The sequence below is a fragment of the Moritella sp. 24 genome (assembly GCF_018219155.1).
In the GTDB taxonomy this organism is placed as follows: Bacteria; Pseudomonadota; Gammaproteobacteria; order Enterobacterales; family Moritellaceae; genus Moritella.
Map to the genome: position 1 here is coordinate 2,997,745 of NZ_CP056123.1, position 18,301 is coordinate 3,016,045.

The window sequence follows — 18,301 nt, forward strand, 5'->3', positions numbered from 1 at the left end:
ACTATGTATGCCTAGTCGCTAGATTTAGCTTTTTGGCGGAGTTCCGTTACAACTTCGCCACCGATACCCCAGTTATCGGTATTCACTTCATCGATAACAACTACAGTGGTTTTCGGATTCTTCCCTAATACATCCACCAGCAATTGAGTAGCACCAGCGATCAACTGCGCTTTTTGCTCTTTCGTCACTTGCTCATCTGTGATTTTAATATTGATATACGGCATAATTTAAATCTCCTGCATTCCTTTACAAATTAATACCTTACCTGAGATTATTTGATTATGCTATTAGGATTCTGGTTTTTTAGGGATTTAGCTTAGTGCTATTCTTCTAAGTCATTACTGGACATTAACGGTGAAAAGCACGTCACTATAATTAACAGAGCCAACTGCCTTAGTTCCGCTTAAGATGATTAAATCAGGCCAGATTATCAGGAATGATTTGTGAGTTCCCGATCTTATCACATTAAAAATCTGATTCATCTACACGTTCAACAATCGTTGCTGCAGAGCCCGCTGCAGCGCTTAAAGGCGTAATCAGCGCTGGATGTATGCCCTCTGGCAATTGTACTTCCACCTTGCGCTTAGCAAACTCAATATTATTTTCAGCAAAGATTTGCTGTACCCGCAGATAGACTTGTTTTCTAATCATAAATTGACAGCCAGGTTTACAGGTAAACTTTCCTCGTATTAACATGCCGACTTCATCTACTGATTGTACGCCTTGGCTTTTGAAGGGTTCAATAAAATCTTTACCTAGTTCAGGGTGTGCTAAAAGCTCTTTCCCTAGTACTTTGAATAACTTTTTAACTTTATTTATGTCTGTATGGTGAGGAACAAGAAAAGGTAATTTCATAATAATCCAATCACGGCTGTGATTGGTTAAACTTGGAATCTCTCCGTAAGGAATCGTGTGCAGTGCGCCAAGGTGATGTCTTAATCTCAATGAGCGCAATGCGATTTTTTCAACCGTCCCTTTAGTGCTCCCAATAACCACATACTCCCCCATTCTGAAGGCATCATCAATCAGGAAAAACACACCGGATACTATATCTTTGACTAAGGTCTGAGCGCCAAAACCGATGGCTAAACCTAACACACCAGCACTTGCTAGTAGTGCGGTCGTGTTAACTCCCAACGTGGATAGGGCGCTAAATACAGCTAAAACAAAAATGAAAAATGCCATTGTATTTTTAATAAGAGGCAGCAAGGTTGCAGTTCGAGATAATCCCTGCCCTCCCTCTGAATCCATTGTATCCTCATTTCCATCTGGTAGTTCTTGCGCTAATTTACGCTGAATATAGATATTAACGATTTCCCAACAAATCAAGCCAAACAGTAAGAAGGTAGCCGCCTCGATAACCCTAATGATCGTTGTCGCAATAAGGCCTTGAGAACTAATACTTAAATAATTTATCCCCCATAGCAGAGATAATATAAACACAATACTCATAAAAGTAACAATTCTTGATATACGTAAAATACTTATTTTTAACGACAAGTTGAGTTCATGCTGAGTATTTGATTGGTCAATATCAATAGGATTACGGCTATCCACGAGTGTTATAAGTACAATATCAAAAAAGGGCACTGCTAATATAACTAGCATAGTAAAAGTCGCCGCGTAGACGATATCATCATCAAAGCCCACATTAGCCATCACTATTTCTAAGGTGAACCAGACCAATACAATGCAAGTGATTACTAATGCTGGCCAGATATTAGCGAATAAAGTCCGTTGTTTACTATTTTGAATATCATGGTGTAATAGCATTTTTTTGATGCCTTCTCTGCTGAGATAGACGGTAATAATCATGGCGAGATAAGAAGCAACATTTGTCCAAAAACCTAATTTATATAGCTCTTGTGGTATTCCGAGATCTTCAAACAACTCTATAAATACACCTAAGGCAGAAAGTAAACTCACTAAAACTAACCGATTAAGTAAATTTCGAGCTAAAGTGTCATTTAGGTTGAACAAACGCAAATCTGAATGCTTAGGTGCGAAAAAGAATGCACAACCAATATAAGTTAAACGGGCAATCATTATGTAGTCTAACAAGGCGCCTGCAGTTAAAAGCATACTATGCTGGGTAAATATATAAGGCAGCACTAATTTACAAGTACCATAAAAAACAGCTATACCAACTAATCTAGAAAACGTAATTTTTCCTAATGATAATAAGCGGCTGACTTTTAATGTATTATCATTATATTTAGTTTTTGCTTTATACTGTTGGAAAAGCTTCTGGAATATAATTTCGATAACAAAGGCAACACATAATAATATGATAAGTTGCAAAAAAGAGTAGAGCAGCTGCTGAGGTTGTTTAAAATCTTGAATAAATACCGCAGTTAAATCATCAATAGCCTTATCTATATTTACGATCTTGCTTAAGGCATCTTCAAAAGCAAAAAGCGTATTTCCCAAACTCGCATTTATAACAGTCAACACCGTCATGTTACTTGATTCATTTGCCTTCTTAAGCTGATTATTATTCAGCTCTTCGCGCAATAGCACTCTCGCTTGTGTGTCAGATAACATTGACATCTGTTGATCGACAGACTTACTAATAGAAGGCGATTCACTCGCCGTTGATTGGCTCATGTTTTCAGCCGACACTAATGTTGAGCAACATACAAAAAAGCAAACAATGAAGTATCTAATAGAATTGAAATAGCTAAGTTCGAAAAACGATAGTTTCATAATACAGTACCAGTGTTTAATATAATTTAAGACGCGAGTTATAAAATGGAAATGAATGATCAAGCCACCGCAGATGGTGTTTCTATCTCCATAATATCATCGATGCTGATTTCCACTTTTATTCCTCGTGATTGATTTGTTCATGTTCTTAAATAGCCTGCTAAGTTTAACATGTTACCTATATTTAAATTCAGTCCACCACACACTACCCACGATTAAAATACTGCGTATTCGCAAACCAAACACCGATACTCACCGCCGCCATAGCTACAAGCAGACTTAACTTAACCGGTTCATCAAACACAAATAACGCACTGATACCGGCAATCACAGGGACCATCGCCATCATAGTGCCCATGTTCGCAGCGCCAATAATTTGCACCGCGCGCACGTACAACAGCATTTGTACTATTGTTGCCATGAAACCCTGATAAAAGCCTTGTAATAACATATCGCGCCACAATCCTGCATTAATCAACTCCAAACTGATGTTACTCGGTAACCAAAGCAAGTAAATCGGCATGTAAATACTGCACGTAATCATCGCGAGGCTTGCCGTTGCCTGCCACGGTGTAACTTGCCAGCGGCTTAATAGCACCGAAAATATCCCCCAACAAAACGCAGCACCAGTCAGGCTTAAATGGCCAATGGATAATGAACCTTGCGCGAGGAATTCTTGTAAAAATAACACCGTAATACCAGATGTGATGATGCCTACGCCAAGCCACTTACTCCACGGGTGACGTTGTTTATTTATCACCACAGATAAAACAATAATCATCACAGGGATCAAGCCAGGTAACAATACTGCGGACTGTGAACCCGGCGTTGTTTCAAATCCTTGAAAGGCGAATAACGCATAACCTAAGCCGCCAAATAAGCTGCAAATAATGAACTTGGGTTGCCATAAACGAAATCGGAATTTAAACCACCAGAGAGGTAATACCAAAGCGGCACATGTTACATAACGAATAGCAATCACATCATAAGATAGTAGCGGGCTGATCCCTCCCATCCTTGATACTAAAATAAACCCTGACCAGATCAGCACTGCACCAAATGCAGCCAAATATCCCTGTCGTGTTGAATTATCCATAATCTGTCCCTAATTAAGTTTATGTGCAGTAGTATAAAAGCAACATGCTTATATTAATATTAAATTTCAGCTGTTTATAAGCATCCGACCAGAAACTTAAACAATGATAAATTATTTTATTGCTTTATACTGCGATGAAAATTCTGTGTTTACCGACTTCAACAAGGACAATCAATGAGCCTGCTGCTTATCTCATTACTTATTATTATCTTCTTATTACTCCGTTTCTTTAACTTTAATCGCGCTAAGTCAGTTGTATTATACGGTACTGTTTTACTCATACTGCTTATCAGCACAGATGTTATCCCTAAATATTTACTGGATAAATTACAGCAAGACTATGCGCAAAAACCAACAATACAATGGCAAGATAATAACGCCATTATTATGCTTGGTGCAGGTTTAGAAAAAGTCGGAGACAATATTAATGCGATTATCGAACCACCTTTTCATGCATTTGGACGTATCCACGAAGCCGCTAAACTTTACAACGAATGTATTGGCGTAGCACAACAATGTAAGATTATTGTCAGTGGTGGCGATACCCATAAACGAGGGACAACAGAAGCCGCCGTTTATAAAAAACGCTTAACTGAGATTGGCATTAGCTCTGCTGATATTATTACCGAACCCAACAGCCTTAATACATGGCAAAATGCCCAATTCACCAGTGAGATATTGAGAGAAGGTAATTTCGATAATAGCGTACTGGTATCGTCAGGATTACACATAAAGCGTAGCCAGCTGTATTTTGAACACTTTGGCGTGCGTGCTACACCAATCAGAGCTGACTACATGTCTGCTCAAGTAGCATGGATACCATTAGGTTATAACTTTGCGTTGACTGATTTTGCCCTGCACGAATGGATTGGTTTTATTCGATATGATATTTACAACATGCTAGGTGCGAACCAAGCTCGAGTTAAAGCTGGCGATGCATAACTAAAGAAAAAGGCACTCGTATCCATTTACAATACGCGTGCCTTATTACTGTATTTACAACCCTTGATTAACGGTCATTCATATTACTTATCAACAACACCAGTTGCTGGAATTTTAAGTTCAGTCCACACATGGTGTGCGAAACCAGAGCCCGCTTCTTGATACATGTTATAAACAGGGTTAACACCAAGCGCTCTCAATTCATCTTCATCACTCTTAAAGTGAGCCAGTGCCGCCACCTGAAAACTACAACGATCCATTTTATGTAACTGCTCTGCGGCATAATGATTACCATGATGATCTGGCATCGCTAATAATACCAATTTAATGTTATCAGTCATTTCTAACTTATTCCAAAAATCAGTATCTAACGCATCGGCCGTAATCACTCGTCTACCCGATTCACAATGAGCTAAGGTTTTTTGATTGTTGTAATCAAGCCCTAATACTTTGTCACCGTATTGGGTTTTCAATTCATCGTAGGCACCCATACCAATACGACCCATACCCATCACCAATATTTCAGCATCACCAAGGGAAACAGGGCGATCATCAATATGTAAATCAGAGGCTTGAAAACGTGCTAACTTGTCCGTAAAACGATTATAGATAGCATCCGCATACTTATTCAGTAATGATGCGATAACAAAACTGAGCGACACAGCCAACGCTGTAATAATCAGCCAATCTTGAGATAACCAGCCTTTATAAGTCGCAAGTGCCGCAACAATCAAACCAAACTCGCTGTAGTTTGCCAATGAAAACGCTGCAAATAATGAAGTACGAGAACGTAATTTAAACTTAACTAACGTGAAGAAGTACAAAGCAATTTTGCCGAATAAGAATACAGCTAAAATACCCGCAACTAATAAGTGATCAACCGTTGGTAATCCACCTAAACCAATACTGAGGAAGAAACAAACCAACAGCATCTCTTTCATATTAAACAGTGCCCTCGCCATCTGCTTCGCACTCCCATGACCAGCTAACAACATGCCAGCAATCAAGGCACCAAGGTCAGCTTTCATCCCTACCGATTCAAATAGGCCAGCCCCCAATACTAATGCAAGGAAGAATCCGTATAAGACCAGTAACTCACCATGACCAACTCTATCGAGTAACTTAAACAACAGTGGACGAATCAAAGGTAGCGCTAACAATATCACCGCAAAAAGAGACGGGATTTTACCCACTGATACCGTTAAGAAAACGACAGCAAAGATGTCTTGCATGATCAAGATACCAATCGCGATACGCCCGTATAACGAGTTTGTCTCACTCTTTTCTTCTAAAATTTTAACCGCAAATACCGTGCTTGAAAAACTCAGCGCAAACGCAACCAGTACGAGCGAAAACGTATCTAAGTTAATGAAGAAGGTGAGCCCGACTTGTTTTAAGATGAACAAACAAACCGCATAAAAAGCGATACTACCAAAGATATGAATACTTGCCCCACCCCACACTTCCGCTTTAAATAAGGTGCGAATATCGAGCTTTAAACCAATAGAGAACAATAACAGTGTGACGCCAAGATCAGCAAAAGTTTGTAATCCTTCAGTCGCTTCAAAACCAAAAAAGTTAAGCGCAAAGCCTGCTAACAAAAAGCCAACCATGGGCGGTAAACCCGTTAGATTAACAACCATACCAAAGCTAAATGCTGTGGCGATAAAAAGTAAAAGAGTCGTATCCATGAACGGTGGCCTATATGAAGTGAACGAGCGACTGAGAATAATCAAAATAAAGTATTTGTCATGATCAAGGCAATAACAATTTTCTTGAACTAAAACATTAAATTAGTTTGTTAATTTTAAGATAATTAATGGAATAGAACAATCTGTTTATACTACTTAGGTATTAAATTTATATTACATATAACAATTATTCATATCCAAGCGGTTAATACAATATAACAAATATCGAATATAACATTTGACGCATATAATATTTTGAACATATACTGAATATAACAAAAATCGTATGTGAGTGACACAATATGAAACCGACACAACTTTTTAAAATTCTTTCTGACGAAACTCGACTAAGAATATTGATGCTAATTGATATTGAAAAAGAACTTTGCGTATGTGAATTAATTTCAGCCATCAGTGCAAGTCAGCCGAGTATTTCACGTAATTTAGCACAACTCCGTAAATCAGGCTTACTCGTTGATAGAAAATACAAACAATGGGTATTTTATGCCATCAATCCAACATTGCCAGCATGGCAAAAAGCAATTCTAGATCTGAGTTCGCAACAAAATAACAGTTTAATCACTGCGGACATACAGCGACTTAACGATACGGGTAGCCGCCCAGAACGAAAACAACACTGCGAGTAGATGATCATGGGTATATTTGAACGGTATTTATCAGTTTGGGTCGCGCTTGCGATTACCGCTGGGGTTATTTTAGGGGTTTGGCAACCAGATGTATTCCAGCTTATTGCTGGTTTAGAAATTGCGCACGTTAATTTAGTTGTCGCTATCTTTATCTGGATCATGATTTACCCAATGATGGTGCAAATCGACTTTTCTGCGATTAAAGATGTAGGTAAAAATCCAAAAGGGTTATTCCTCACTGTATTCATTAACTGGATCATCAAACCCTTTACCATGGCTGCTTTTGCTTGGCTATTCTTTAAAGTATTTTTTGCTGAAATGGTTGATCCTAGTTCTGCTCAAGAATACATTGCCGGAATGATCTTACTGGGTGTCGCGCCTTGTACCGCGATGGTATTTGTATGGTCACAACTGACAAAAGGCGATGCTAACTACACCTTAGTACAAGTATCCGTGAACGATATCATCATGGTCTTTGCATTTGCACCTATCGCAGCATTTTTATTAGAAGTAAGTGATATCAATGTGCCTTGGGAAACCTTGCTACTCTCTGTTGTACTCTATGTCGTTCTGCCATTAATAGCAGGTATCCTCACACGTAAAAGATTAAATAAATCAGATGACAAAGAAGCGATTCAACATACCCTGGCGAAGTTAAAACCTTGGTCTATCTTAGGCTTGCTAGCAACGGTAGTTTTACTCTTTGGCTTCCAAGCGAATACCTTGATTAATGATCCAAAGACCATTGTGCTTATTGCCATCCCCCTTGCCTTGCAGACCTACATGATCTTCGCAATCACATTTTTCGCTGCAAAACGCCTTAAGTTGCCACATAACATCGCAGGTCCTGCATGTTTAATTGGTACTTCGAACTTCTTTGAACTCGCGGTCGCAGTCGCTATCTCGTTATTTGGTCTACATTCTGGCGCAGCACTGGCGACAGTGGTTGGTGTACTTGTCGAAGTACCCATTATGCTATCGCTCGTTGCTATAATTAACCGTAGCCAAAATTCATTTGACTATTCAAAAGCTTAGACACTAAACTTAGTCATAATATATTAATGAAAATCACATATAATTAAATCTGTCTCATGGAGAGTAAAATGACAATAAAAATAGGCATTAACGGTTTCGGTCGTATGGGGCGTTTAGCGATGCGCGCAGCGTTCAATTGGGATGATATCGAAATTGTACAAATCAATGATCCAGCGGGTAACGCGGAAACACTGGCTCATTTACTTAATTTTGATTCCATCCATGGACGCTGGGAACATCAAGCAGACTTCCTTGGTGATCGTATGATTATTAACGATCATTTTATTCCTTGCACACGTAATACAGCCGTTGCTGATACAGATTGGTCTGGCTGTGATGTGGTGCTTGAAGCATCTGGTAAAATTAAAACCTCTTCACTGCTACAAGCTTACCTAGATCAAGGCGTTAAACGCGTTGTTGTGACTGCACCCGTCAAAGAAGAAGGTGTATTGAACATAGTCATGGGTGTTAATGATAGCTTATACAACAAAGACCTACACCCGATTGTGACTGCTGCATCTTGTACGACTAACTGCCTCGCACCTGTCGTTAAAGTATTAAAAGAAAAGTTGGGTATTAAACATGGCTCAATGACGACAATCCACAACATTACCAATACCCAAACTATTCTTGATGCACCACATCAAGATTTACGTCGAGCACGTGCTTGTGGTACCTCACTCATTCCAACGACGACAGGTTCTGCAACAGCAATCACAAATATTTTCCCAGAACTAACAGGTAAGTTAAACGGCCATGCTATCCGAGTACCGTTAGCGAATGCGTCACTGACTGATTGCGTGTTTGAAGTCGAGCGTGAAACAACTGCAGAAGAAGTGAATAGTTACTTCAAACAAGCAGCAGGAAACGAACTGAAAGACATCCTTGGTTACGAAGAGCGTCCTTTAGTATCAATTGACTATAAAACGGACCCACGTTCTAGCATCATTGATGCCTTGTCAACGATGGTAGTCAATGGCACGCAAGTAAAAGTATACGCTTGGTATGATAATGAGTGGGGTTATGCAAACCGTGCAGCGGAATTAGCTCGAATGGTGGGTCGCTCAGACAAATGATGAAAACATTAGCGGGGATCTCGCCACAAATAAAACAATATTTAATGATTACCGGTAACTATTGGGCTTTTACCTTAACTGACGGCGCATTGCGTATGTTAGTGGTACTGTATTTCCACCAGCTAGGCTACAGCCCCTTTAATATCGCCATGTTATTTTTGTTTTATGAAGTATTTGGTGTCATCACCAATTTGCTTGGAGGCTGGCTAGGCGCACGCCTCGGGTTAAACAAAACCATGAATATTGGTTTAGCGATGCAAATTATTGCATTGCTGATGTTAACCGTTCCCGCTGATAGCCTCACTGTTATTTATGTCATGTTAGCGCAAGCCTTATCGGGTATTGCCAAAGATCTGAATAAGATGAGTGCCAAAAGTGCGATTAAATTACTCGTTCCAAAAGACAGTAATGATAACAGTAACAAATTATATCAATGGGTTGCAGTATTAACAGGCTCTAAGAATGCACTCAAAGGGGTGGGATTTTTCTTAGGCGGTGTCTTGCTAACAACATTCGGCTTTAAAGTGGCAATTCAACTCATGGCCGTAATGCTATTTCTCGTTTGGCTGGGCAGTTTAATCGGCTTAAAAACGGAACTGGGTAAAGCGAAAAGCAAACCTAAGTTTACCGAAATATTCTCTAAAAGTAGCGCAATAAACCGGTTATCAGCAGCACGGTTATTTCTATTTGGTGCCCGTGATGTTTGGTTTGTTGTAGCGCTACCGGTTTTCTTAGCAACCACATTTAACTGGGATCATTGGTGGGTTGGTGGGTTCATGGCAAGTTGGGTCATTGGTTATGGTTTCGTACAATCAATCGCCCCACGCTTCACAGGACAATCTCCATCGCCAAGATCAGCAGGTCTATGGGCTGGATACTTAGCCGTGACCCCCGTATTAATTGCGATCGCATTACATTATCAATTTTATGTGCAATTTTCGATTATTGTTGGTTTACTGATCTTTGGTGGTTTGTTTGCCATTAATTCATCGTTACACAGCTATTTAATTGTTAACTTTGCCAGTAGCGATGGTGTGTCCATGGATGTTGGTTTTTATTACATGGCAAACGCAATGGGACGACTTATTGGTACAGTGTTATCAGGTTGGGTGTATCAGCTATATGGATTAGAGATGTGTTTATGGATATCAGCGCTATTTATCGCGGCTTCTGCGGTTATTGCATTAAGGCTAAAGGAAACAGCTGAATAATAAATAATAAGGTTACAGTATTCGTACTGTAACCTTCAAAAAATACTATGCGGCAGCGCCATGCACGACTTGAAAATGCTCTAATACCAATACCATATTTTCATCAGCTTCGATGTCAGCAGCAACACATTCGTTTGAAAAGAAGTCCCAATGTGCCGCACGCCACCAGTCAAGAGTACGATCGCCCTCTCCTTCTGAACACGCAAACTCAGCCGTCACATCCGAATATTTACATTCACTCACTGCGGTAATCTCAACGATTGATTGCGGTTCACCGTCCCAATTCGTTACCACTAATAAATGCCCTTCTGTTGGCATCATTTCTTCGCCAGAGTCATACCAATGCTTCATACTCGACGTGGCCGTTTTGATACCCTGACTCACGAGATCGGCACACAAATTAGCATTGATTTCATCACCACAAAAATAGTCAGCACTAAATGACGTATAACGTTTACGTTCAGAATCAGTTAATGTATCTAAATAGTTATTGAGATAATCTTGCGTTTTTTGTTCCATACCGATCCCGTTATACATTCATAATTTTCTTTATTATCAAGTACTTTATATGTCGTTAGTGTCAACATCATACTCATTAATCACCCATCGAGTGTATTGAACTTTATAACTCTAAACAAGTACATAGATCAAAATTAATAGAATTTTATTCTTCAAGCCAAAAACTGGCTTTACAAAGTATCGCTAACACATTCACGTAAATACCAAATCATAGACTCTCACCATTTTAAATAATAAACCTAATTGTTTATTCTAAAATATAACTCTATCTTCATTGTTATCCCCTTACACTTGAGTTAAGAATATGTTTATCGATTTTGGATTGAAAAGTTTAGTTCATACAAGTAGATATTTACGCCTTGGTAATACAATCCATTTACCAGAATCATTATCAGCTGTCACTACCATCAATCGAGAAGAAGAAGTCGATCCGACAACCGTAGGAATGACTCAAGATGGCGTTGATGAAATCTGGCAATCGATTGAAGAAATTTATAAAACAGCGACACACCCCGCTATCTCGCTTTGTTTTCGCCGTCAGGGCAAGATTATTCTAAGCCGTTCAATTGGCTATGCGACCGGGCATAAGCCAAATAATAAAGCAGAAATAAATGCACGACTTATGCAGCCTGAAACGCCTATTTGTTATTTTTCAGGGTCTAAAGCTGTTACCGCCTTTCTCATTCATTTATTAAATGAAGACAAGCTTATCGATTTACACGATCCAGTTAGTTTTCATCTACCTGAGTTTGGTCAGAACGGTAAAGAAGATATCAGTATTCATCAGGTACTATCACACCGCAGTGGTATATCTGTCATGCCTAAAACCTTGGATATGAGTGCAATCGCAGACAAAGATGAAATTTGGCGACAGCTATGTGCCAAAAAAGTACCTGCGACGCAAACAGGTAGCCTTGCCTATCATGCCCTCAGTGGCGGGTATGTTTTAGAACGTATCATTAATAAAGTAACGGGCTTGAGCATACAAGAATTTCTTGATGTCAGAGTTCGCCAACCGATGAACATGAAATACTTTAGTTATGGATTAAATGAGACTCAAGCTGCTGACTTAGCAGATAACTATGCGACGGGTATAAAAGCGATGTACCCTGTTTCATACTTTATCAAACGCGCATTGGGTGATTCATTTGAACGTGTTGCTGAAGTCAGTAATACCCCCATATTTCAACAAGCCGTTATACCGTCAGCAAACTTGATGGGTACCGCAGAAGAAATGGGGCGTTTCTATCAAATGTTACTGAATAATGGCGTCTGGGAAGGTAAACAAATCTGCCAGCCAATGACAATAAGACGCATGATTCGTGAATATGGTTCATTAGAGTTTGATCGCACCTTAATGATCCCAATGCGTTATAGTGCGGGACTCATGCTAGGCGCGAATCCGGTAGGAATATGGGGCAGAAATAGTGGCCAGGCATTTGGTCATCTTGGCTTAATTAATAAATTGCTGTGGGCTGATCCAGACCGTGATATTTCGGTATCATTACTCAATACTGGTTTACCCCTTGTGGCAAATAATATCCCGTCTCTGGTCAACTTCATGGCGAGTATTAATAAACACTGCTCACGTTAAATAAGCAGTGTGCATTGGGTTGTCGAATTACATCGCTAATTCGGCAATTCTATCACTTGCCCAACTTTCAAACTTCCAATTTTTAATAAACGCACAGTGCCCGCCTTTCACTTGTAAATCAATACTCAACCACTTAGATTGGTGTAAATCATTAAGGTGTCCAGGTGGAATCATGGGGTCATCTTCAGAGGTAATAATCGTTGTCGGAATAGCCAACTGACTCAATCCATCATCAATAATCGAATAAGCCTCAAAATATTCGTCTCGACTTGTGAAGTGCGTATAACCATCAACAAAAAATAGATTCATTTCATCTAACGTTTTTAGTTTCTTTAATGCGTTACCGTAGCCTAATTTAGGATGGTGACGTAACTTCTTGATTAATGAACGCTTCCATTTAGCGACAAAGTATTGCTCATATAGTGGGAAGCCAGAACTTAACTCAGCCATTGTTGTGCGAGGATGCAGTACAGGGCAAATAGCGATGGCTTGATGCAGCTGAATACCTGCTGATTTAGCCATATTAGCCACCCGTAAACAGAAGTTACCGCCGAGTGAATAGCCACATAATACATTGTGCTTTCCACCAAACTCTGCGCATAGATACTTCACCGCTTCGGCGACTTCTTCTAACCGTGATGAGTTAAATAATTCAGTATTTAAGTGGTGCGTATCACCATGGTCACGGAAATTAAGACGAAACACATCGTAACCCGCATCCAGTAATTTCTGCCCGCTAGATAATACATACAGTGAGTCAGCGCAGCCTTCCCAACCATGAAGAATAATCGCGAGTCCTTTGAACGATGAGCTACCACTCACCTTTCGAGTAAGAAAACCTTCGAGTTTAACCCCTTGAGGCGTGGTGATAATATGCTGCACCGCTCGGTTTAACAGCTCCGCTGCACGACGCTTTTCCAAAATTTGTCTTGGGCCAGAACTCGATAACATTGATTGAAGATGATTATTACTCAGTCCCAAGGCGGGTTTAAATTTAGTCATTCTTTTCGCTTCGACCCCACTATCAAAAATGAACTCATTACTTTACACCATAATTCACAGTAGGTGATTCTGTTATTTGAGTATCTAAGCCGCAACTATATGAATATGATTACAATCAGTTATAATTAAATACTATAAACATTGTAGATAGCAATGTGCAGCAACTTAAGAAAAGGAAGTTTCATGCGGAAATTATTCGTCAGTCTAAGTTTATTAGTCATCAGTGCTTTTAGCCAAGCGACAACGCTTGACTGGCAAGCTGTTGAACAAAAAGCAAAAGGCCAAACAGTTTATTTTTACGCATGGGGTGGAAGTCCAGAAATTAACAACTATTTACGTTGGGTAGACAAACGCTTAAACAGCGAATACGGCGTGCGCTTAACCCATGTAAAGGTCGGTGATATTGCCGAAGCGATCACGCGTTTAGCCGCAGAAAAAACTGCTAAAAAAAATACCAATGGCAGCGTTGATATGGTGTGGGTAAACGGTGAAAATTTCAAATCAATGAAACGCTATAACCTCATAACCGACTCATTCGCAACACAACTGCCTAACTGGCAATATGTCGATAAAACATTACCTGTCGACAGTGATTTCTCTGAGCCAACACTAGGACTAGAAGCACCTTGGGGTGTCGGTCAATTGGTGTTTATTTATGATACCGAAACATTAACAGCGCCACCAACAAGCTTTAATGACATGCTTGCCTACGCAATCAAGCATCCAAATAAACTCAGCTACCCTAAGCCACCTTCATTTCATGGCACCAGTTTTCTAAAAGCCGCATTATTAGAGTTAACGAACGATAACTCACCGCTATACCTACCTGTTGATAATAAGACGTTCGCTAGCATATCAGCGCCATTGTGGGATTATCTCGACAAATTCCATACAGTCGCATGGCGTAAGGGTAAACAATTCCCGGCCAGTGCTGCAGAAACAATTCAATTATTAGATGATGGTGAACTCGATATCGCCATTTCATTTAACCCTAACGAAGCAACCACATCACAACAAAGTGGTAAACTCAGCGAAACAGCAACAGCTTATGCGATGCAGGCTGGTGCTTTATCGAATATCCACTTCTTATCTATTCCATGGAATGCGACAGCCAAAGAAGGGGCGCTAGTCGCGATTAACTTCTTATTAAGTCCAGAAGCACAATCACGTAAAGGCGACTTAGCGATTTGGGGCGATCCAACGGTGTTAGCCCCACAATACATCACAGGTTCAGCGAAAAATACCAAGTTATTCAAATCGATTCCGGAGCCACATCCAAGCTGGCAAACTGCACTTGAAGCTGAATGGCAAAAACGCTACGGGCATTAATTGAACACTTTATTTGAATCGGTAAAAAAGCAGTCAGTCGCATCCATTACTTTTAATATAATTGTATTGCTGACTGTTATTATCTGTTTTTTACCTTTAATACCCGGACTTAGCGGATTAGGCTTCGCCGCTTTTGGCTATATCCCCGCGATAGATAAATACACATTTTCCCTCGATGGCTTTACTGATTTATTGGCTTGGCCTGGGTTACAACAGTCGATCTTATTAACTCTATTTGTTGGTATCGCGAGTACGTTATTGTCCGCATTATGCTGCTTTGCAATTTTACAATCCTGCTGGCGTAGCCGATGGTGGCATAAAATAGAAACGCTGCTGGCTCCCATCATGGCCCTTCCCCATGTTGCTTTCGCGATTGGTTTTGCCTTTTTGTTTACTCCCAGTGGTTTTATCGCCCGGATCTTTGGTGAACAAATCAACTTACAGCTAGTACATGACCAATATGGCCTCGGCTTAATTGCAGCATTAACGCTGAAAGAAATACCCTTTTTACTGTTTATGAGTATCCCATTACTCAAGCAACTGAACATCAATACCACACTCATTACCGCAAAAAGCTTAGGTTATAACAACGCACAAGCATGGCAAAAAATTATCTTACCGCAGTGGTTACCTAAAATTCGTTTTTCACTGTTTGCCGTGATGGCATACAGTATTTCAGTGGTGGATGTCGCGTTAATCATCGGCCCGACACGGCCACCCACGTTATCAGTACTGGTTTGGCAGTGGTTGAATGATGCTGACCTAGCGACATTACCTAAAGCCTCGGCTGGTGCTTTAGTATTGTTAGTCATCTGCCTTATAATTCTTCTCAGCATTCGTGCTTCAGAATGGTTAATAACGATAAAATGCAGAACTTGGCAGACAAATGGGCGTTTTTCACTACCTATTGGCGGTAAAACGATAATTTCAGTTACTTATTTAATTACGCTTATTACCTTGCCCATTTTAATGTTGTGGACCTTTGCGCAACGCTGGCGATTTCCTGATATTATTCCGTCTCGTTGGTCACTTAGATTTTGGCAACAAGAATGGACATATTTATTAGAGATAATAGCGAATAGCATCATGATCGCGGTTATTAGTGCCACGATAGCATTATTTTTTGCCATTGTTATACATGAACATAGTATCAAAGCGACGACCAATAAACGCTTTTTGAAAGTGCCAAGGTTACTTATCTCAATCCCAATGCTAGCCCCACAATTATCACTCTTATTCGGCATTCAAGTTGCCACGCTATACATCGCAAATCAGTATTATTATTTATGGGTTATTTGGGCACACATCTTCTTTGCTTTCCCTTATATTTTCCTTGCTTTAGATGGCCCTTGGCGCAGCTATGATCAACGTTTAGATAAGGTCGCACTCAGTTTAGGCATGTCTCCTTTCAAAACGTGGTGGAAAGTTAAAGGTCCGTTATTACTACCCGCCATTTGGATCGCGTGGGCCGTCGGTATTAGTGTGAGTCTTGCACAATATTTACCAACATTAATGTTAGGTGCAGGGCGTATATCAACTTTAACGACGGAAGCTGTCGCCCTGTCTAGCGGGCAAGATCGTCGTATCAGCGCCATTTATGCATTATTGCAATCATTAACACCGTTTGTTTTTTATATCATCGCCATTGTAGCGAGTCGTCGCTCGGGATCATTAGAGCAACAGCCATCAACATCAACATCAACATCAACATCAAAAATTAGGGTAACGACGCGAAATGTCTCTGTCAGTCAACAATCTAAGCATCCTTGATAATCATCAGCAACCTTTATTCTCACCAGTCTCTTTTACTGTTGAACTAGGTGAAGTATTAACATTAATGGGCCCCAGTGGTTGTGGCAAATCAAGCTTGTTAAGTGTGATTGCAGGACATGGATCTGCTGATTTTAGCTATCAAGGTGAGTGTTATTATCAGCAACAGTTACTCAATAATTTACCTGCAGAAAAGCGTAATATCGGTATTTTATTTCAAGATGATCTATTATTTCCCCATCTTAACATTTGGGAAAATCTAGCCATCGCCCTGCCCAATCATGTTAAAAAAGCACAACGAAAAAAACAGGCTCTCGATACGCTAACACAATTAGACTTGTTAGCGCTGGCTAATAAAACCCCGATGCAAATATCAGGAGGCCAACGTGCGCGTATTAGTATGATGCGAATGTTACTTGCTGAACCCGCAGTCGTATTGCTCGATGAACCCTTTAGCAAATTAGATAAATCATTACGCAGTGAATTTAGAAACTGGGTATTCCTGCAAACAACAAACAGAAAGCTGCCAGTATTAATGGTGACACACGATGCTGACGATGTCCCTAGCGGCAGTCGTTGTCTGCACTGGCCATGGGATAAGGAAACACAACATGCTTGATCGTTACTCAATTAGAATCATTCGCTGGCCAGTCAATACCGCCGCGAAGCTCGTAGACAAAATAGGTATAAAAGCAGATCAGGTAACCCTATTCGGTTTTCTGCTTGGATTGATGAGCTTTCCTGCGTTAGCACTACAAGAATACAATATTGCTTTGGTGTTCATTATTTTGAATCGTGTACTTGATGCAATTGATGGAGCCGTCGCTCGAATACAGGGGATCACAGACAGTGGTGGATTTTTAGATATCACCTTAGACTTTTTGTTTTATTCACTTGTTCCGTTTGGTTTTGTGATTGCAGACCCGAATGTAAATGCTATCGCGGGTGCATTTCTGATTTTTTCATTTGTTGGCTCAGGTTCTAGTTTTTTAGCATTTGCAATTATGGCCAGTAAACAAGAAATTGAAAATCCCGTTTATAAAAACAAATCGCTGTATTACATGGGCGGGCTAACAGAGGGAACTGAAACCATTTTTTGTTTCATCTTACTGTGTTTGTTCCCCGCACATTTTGCTGCAATAGCTTACACCTTCGCGACGCTTTGCTGGTTCACAACCTTTTCACGAATTTGGGCTGGTTACCAAACGCTAAAATGAGGCTGTGAACTCAGAAATAGCGCTTAAATATCAGTAACAATCTTCTGTAATAAACGGATGATATCTTGCTGTTCTTTCGCATCTAATGCGCTGAGTAAATCAGCGTTAAGCGCGAGTGGAATCGGTAACAAATCTGTTTTTAACGCTTTGCCCGCATCAGTAAGATAAATACGAAAAGAGCGGCGGCTATTTGGGTCATCTCGGCGCTCAACAAGCGCTAAAGCAACTAATTTATCCAATGTACGTGTCGTTGTTGAGCTTTCAACTTTTGATTTCAACGCGATATCTCGTTGCGTAATCCCTTCCTCTTCCCACAAACACATTAAAGTCGGCCATAACGCTAACGATAAGCCTCGTTTCTTTAATTCGCTGTCAAAGTCTTTTGCGGCTTTATTCGCAACCACATTAAGCAACCAACCAAAACTTTTTTGACGGTCAAATTTCTTTTCCATTTTATACCTTTACT

General features: G+C 40.1%; 17 protein-coding genes. 10 read left to right on the plus strand and 7 right to left on the minus strand.

All coding sequences use genetic code 11. The features are described from left to right. Positions 1–11: 11 nt before the first annotated feature. The 3 genes from HWV00_RS13345 to HWV00_RS13355 form a co-directional block, all read right to left on the minus strand. On the minus strand, positions 12–224 hold the full coding sequence (locus HWV00_RS13345; RefSeq protein ID WP_211681984.1) for a 2-hydroxymuconate tautomerase family protein: 213 nt from the start codon (positions 222–224) through the stop codon (positions 12–14). Positions 225–465: 241 nt separating this feature from the next. Continuing rightward, the gene (locus HWV00_RS13350) at positions 466–2,607 is read right to left on the minus strand and encodes a mechanosensitive ion channel family protein (protein ID WP_255554556.1); all 2,142 of its coding nucleotides are present in this window, start codon (positions 2,605–2,607) and stop codon (positions 466–468) included. Between the two features lie 304 nt (positions 2,608–2,911). After that, the gene (locus tag HWV00_RS13355) at positions 2,912–3,802 is read right to left on the minus strand and encodes a DMT family transporter (RefSeq protein WP_211681988.1); all 891 of its coding nucleotides are present in this window, start codon (positions 3,800–3,802) and stop codon (positions 2,912–2,914) included. A gap of 174 nt (positions 3,803–3,976) precedes the next feature. Between HWV00_RS13355 and HWV00_RS13360 the strand changes: the two genes are divergently transcribed. Beyond that, positions 3,977–4,744: a YdcF family protein gene (locus HWV00_RS13360; RefSeq protein ID WP_211681990.1), complete on the plus strand. Its 768-nt coding sequence runs from the start codon at positions 3,977–3,979 to the stop codon at positions 4,742–4,744. Between the two features lie 83 nt (positions 4,745–4,827). On the opposite strand, the gene HWV00_RS13365 is transcribed toward HWV00_RS13360, so the two are convergent. Beyond that, positions 4,828–6,435 (minus strand): cation:proton antiporter, encoded by a 1,608-nt coding sequence (locus HWV00_RS13365; protein WP_211681992.1) that lies wholly within the window; start codon positions 6,433–6,435, stop codon positions 4,828–4,830. Positions 6,436–6,737: 302 nt separating this feature from the next. Here HWV00_RS13365 and HWV00_RS13370 point away from each other — a divergent pair, with 302 nt between their 5' ends. The 4 genes from HWV00_RS13370 (at position 6,738) to arsJ (ending at position 10,404) form a co-directional block, all read left to right on the plus strand. Further along, positions 6,738–7,082 carry a metalloregulator ArsR/SmtB family transcription factor gene (locus tag HWV00_RS13370; protein WP_211681994.1) on the plus strand — a complete coding sequence of 115 codons (345 nt, stop codon included), beginning with the start codon at positions 6,738–6,740 and terminating at the stop codon, positions 7,080–7,082. Between the two features lie 6 nt (positions 7,083–7,088). After that, entirely contained in the window at positions 7,089–8,117 is a 1,029-nt protein-coding gene (gene arsB, locus HWV00_RS13375; RefSeq protein ID WP_211681996.1) for an ACR3 family arsenite efflux transporter, read from the plus strand. A 68-nt stretch (positions 8,118–8,185) separates the two neighbouring features. Beyond that, positions 8,186–9,193: an ArsJ-associated glyceraldehyde-3-phosphate dehydrogenase gene (locus tag HWV00_RS13380; protein ID WP_211681998.1), complete on the plus strand. Its 1,008-nt coding sequence runs from the start codon at positions 8,186–8,188 to the stop codon at positions 9,191–9,193. Continuing rightward, positions 9,190–10,404 carry an organoarsenical effux MFS transporter ArsJ gene (gene arsJ, locus HWV00_RS13385; protein WP_211681999.1) on the plus strand — a complete coding sequence of 405 codons (1,215 nt, stop codon included), beginning with the start codon at positions 9,190–9,192 and terminating at the stop codon, positions 10,402–10,404. Before HWV00_RS13380 ends, arsJ begins: the two co-directional genes overlap by 4 nt. Before the next feature lie 45 nt (positions 10,405–10,449). On the opposite strand, the gene HWV00_RS13390 is transcribed toward arsJ, so the two are convergent. Then, on the minus strand, positions 10,450–10,923 hold the full coding sequence (locus tag HWV00_RS13390) for an ASCH domain-containing protein (RefSeq protein WP_211682001.1): 474 nt from the start codon (positions 10,921–10,923) through the stop codon (positions 10,450–10,452). A 304-nt stretch (positions 10,924–11,227) separates the two neighbouring features. On the opposite strand from HWV00_RS13390, the gene HWV00_RS13395 reads away from it, so the two are divergent. Further along, positions 11,228–12,517 carry a serine hydrolase gene (locus HWV00_RS13395; RefSeq protein ID WP_211682003.1) on the plus strand — a complete coding sequence of 430 codons (1,290 nt, stop codon included), beginning with the start codon at positions 11,228–11,230 and terminating at the stop codon, positions 12,515–12,517. A gap of 27 nt (positions 12,518–12,544) precedes the next feature. Here HWV00_RS13395 and HWV00_RS13400 read toward each other — a convergent pair whose 3' ends face one another. Next, the gene (locus tag HWV00_RS13400; protein WP_211682005.1) at positions 12,545–13,519 is read right to left on the minus strand and encodes a YheT family hydrolase; all 975 of its coding nucleotides are present in this window, start codon (positions 13,517–13,519) and stop codon (positions 12,545–12,547) included. 183 nt (positions 13,520–13,702) lie between these two features. Between HWV00_RS13400 and HWV00_RS13405 the strand changes: the two genes are divergently transcribed. From HWV00_RS13405 to HWV00_RS13420, 4 genes are read left to right on the plus strand one after another with little or no spacing between them, the layout of a single operon-like run. Further along, positions 13,703–14,848 (plus strand): ABC transporter substrate-binding protein, encoded by a 1,146-nt coding sequence (locus HWV00_RS13405; RefSeq protein WP_211682007.1) that lies wholly within the window; start codon positions 13,703–13,705, stop codon positions 14,846–14,848. Next, on the plus strand, positions 14,849–16,618 hold the full coding sequence (locus tag HWV00_RS13410) for an ABC transporter permease (RefSeq protein WP_211682009.1): 1,770 nt from the start codon (positions 14,849–14,851) through the stop codon (positions 16,616–16,618). It abuts the gene before it with no gap. Next, positions 16,584–17,237 (plus strand): ATP-binding cassette domain-containing protein, encoded by a 654-nt coding sequence (locus tag HWV00_RS13415; RefSeq protein WP_211682011.1) that lies wholly within the window; start codon positions 16,584–16,586, stop codon positions 17,235–17,237. Before HWV00_RS13410 ends, HWV00_RS13415 begins: the two co-directional genes overlap by 35 nt. After that, complete coding sequence (locus HWV00_RS13420) at positions 17,230–17,835, plus strand: CDP-alcohol phosphatidyltransferase family protein (RefSeq protein WP_211682013.1); 606 nt, start codon at positions 17,230–17,232, stop codon at positions 17,833–17,835. The genes HWV00_RS13415 and HWV00_RS13420 overlap by 8 nt, the downstream gene beginning before the upstream one ends. Positions 17,836–17,858: 23 nt before the next feature. On the opposite strand, the gene HWV00_RS13425 is transcribed toward HWV00_RS13420, so the two are convergent. Beyond that, entirely contained in the window at positions 17,859–18,287 is a 429-nt protein-coding gene (locus HWV00_RS13425; protein WP_211682015.1) for a MarR family winged helix-turn-helix transcriptional regulator, read from the minus strand. Positions 18,288–18,301: the final 14 nt, after the last annotated feature.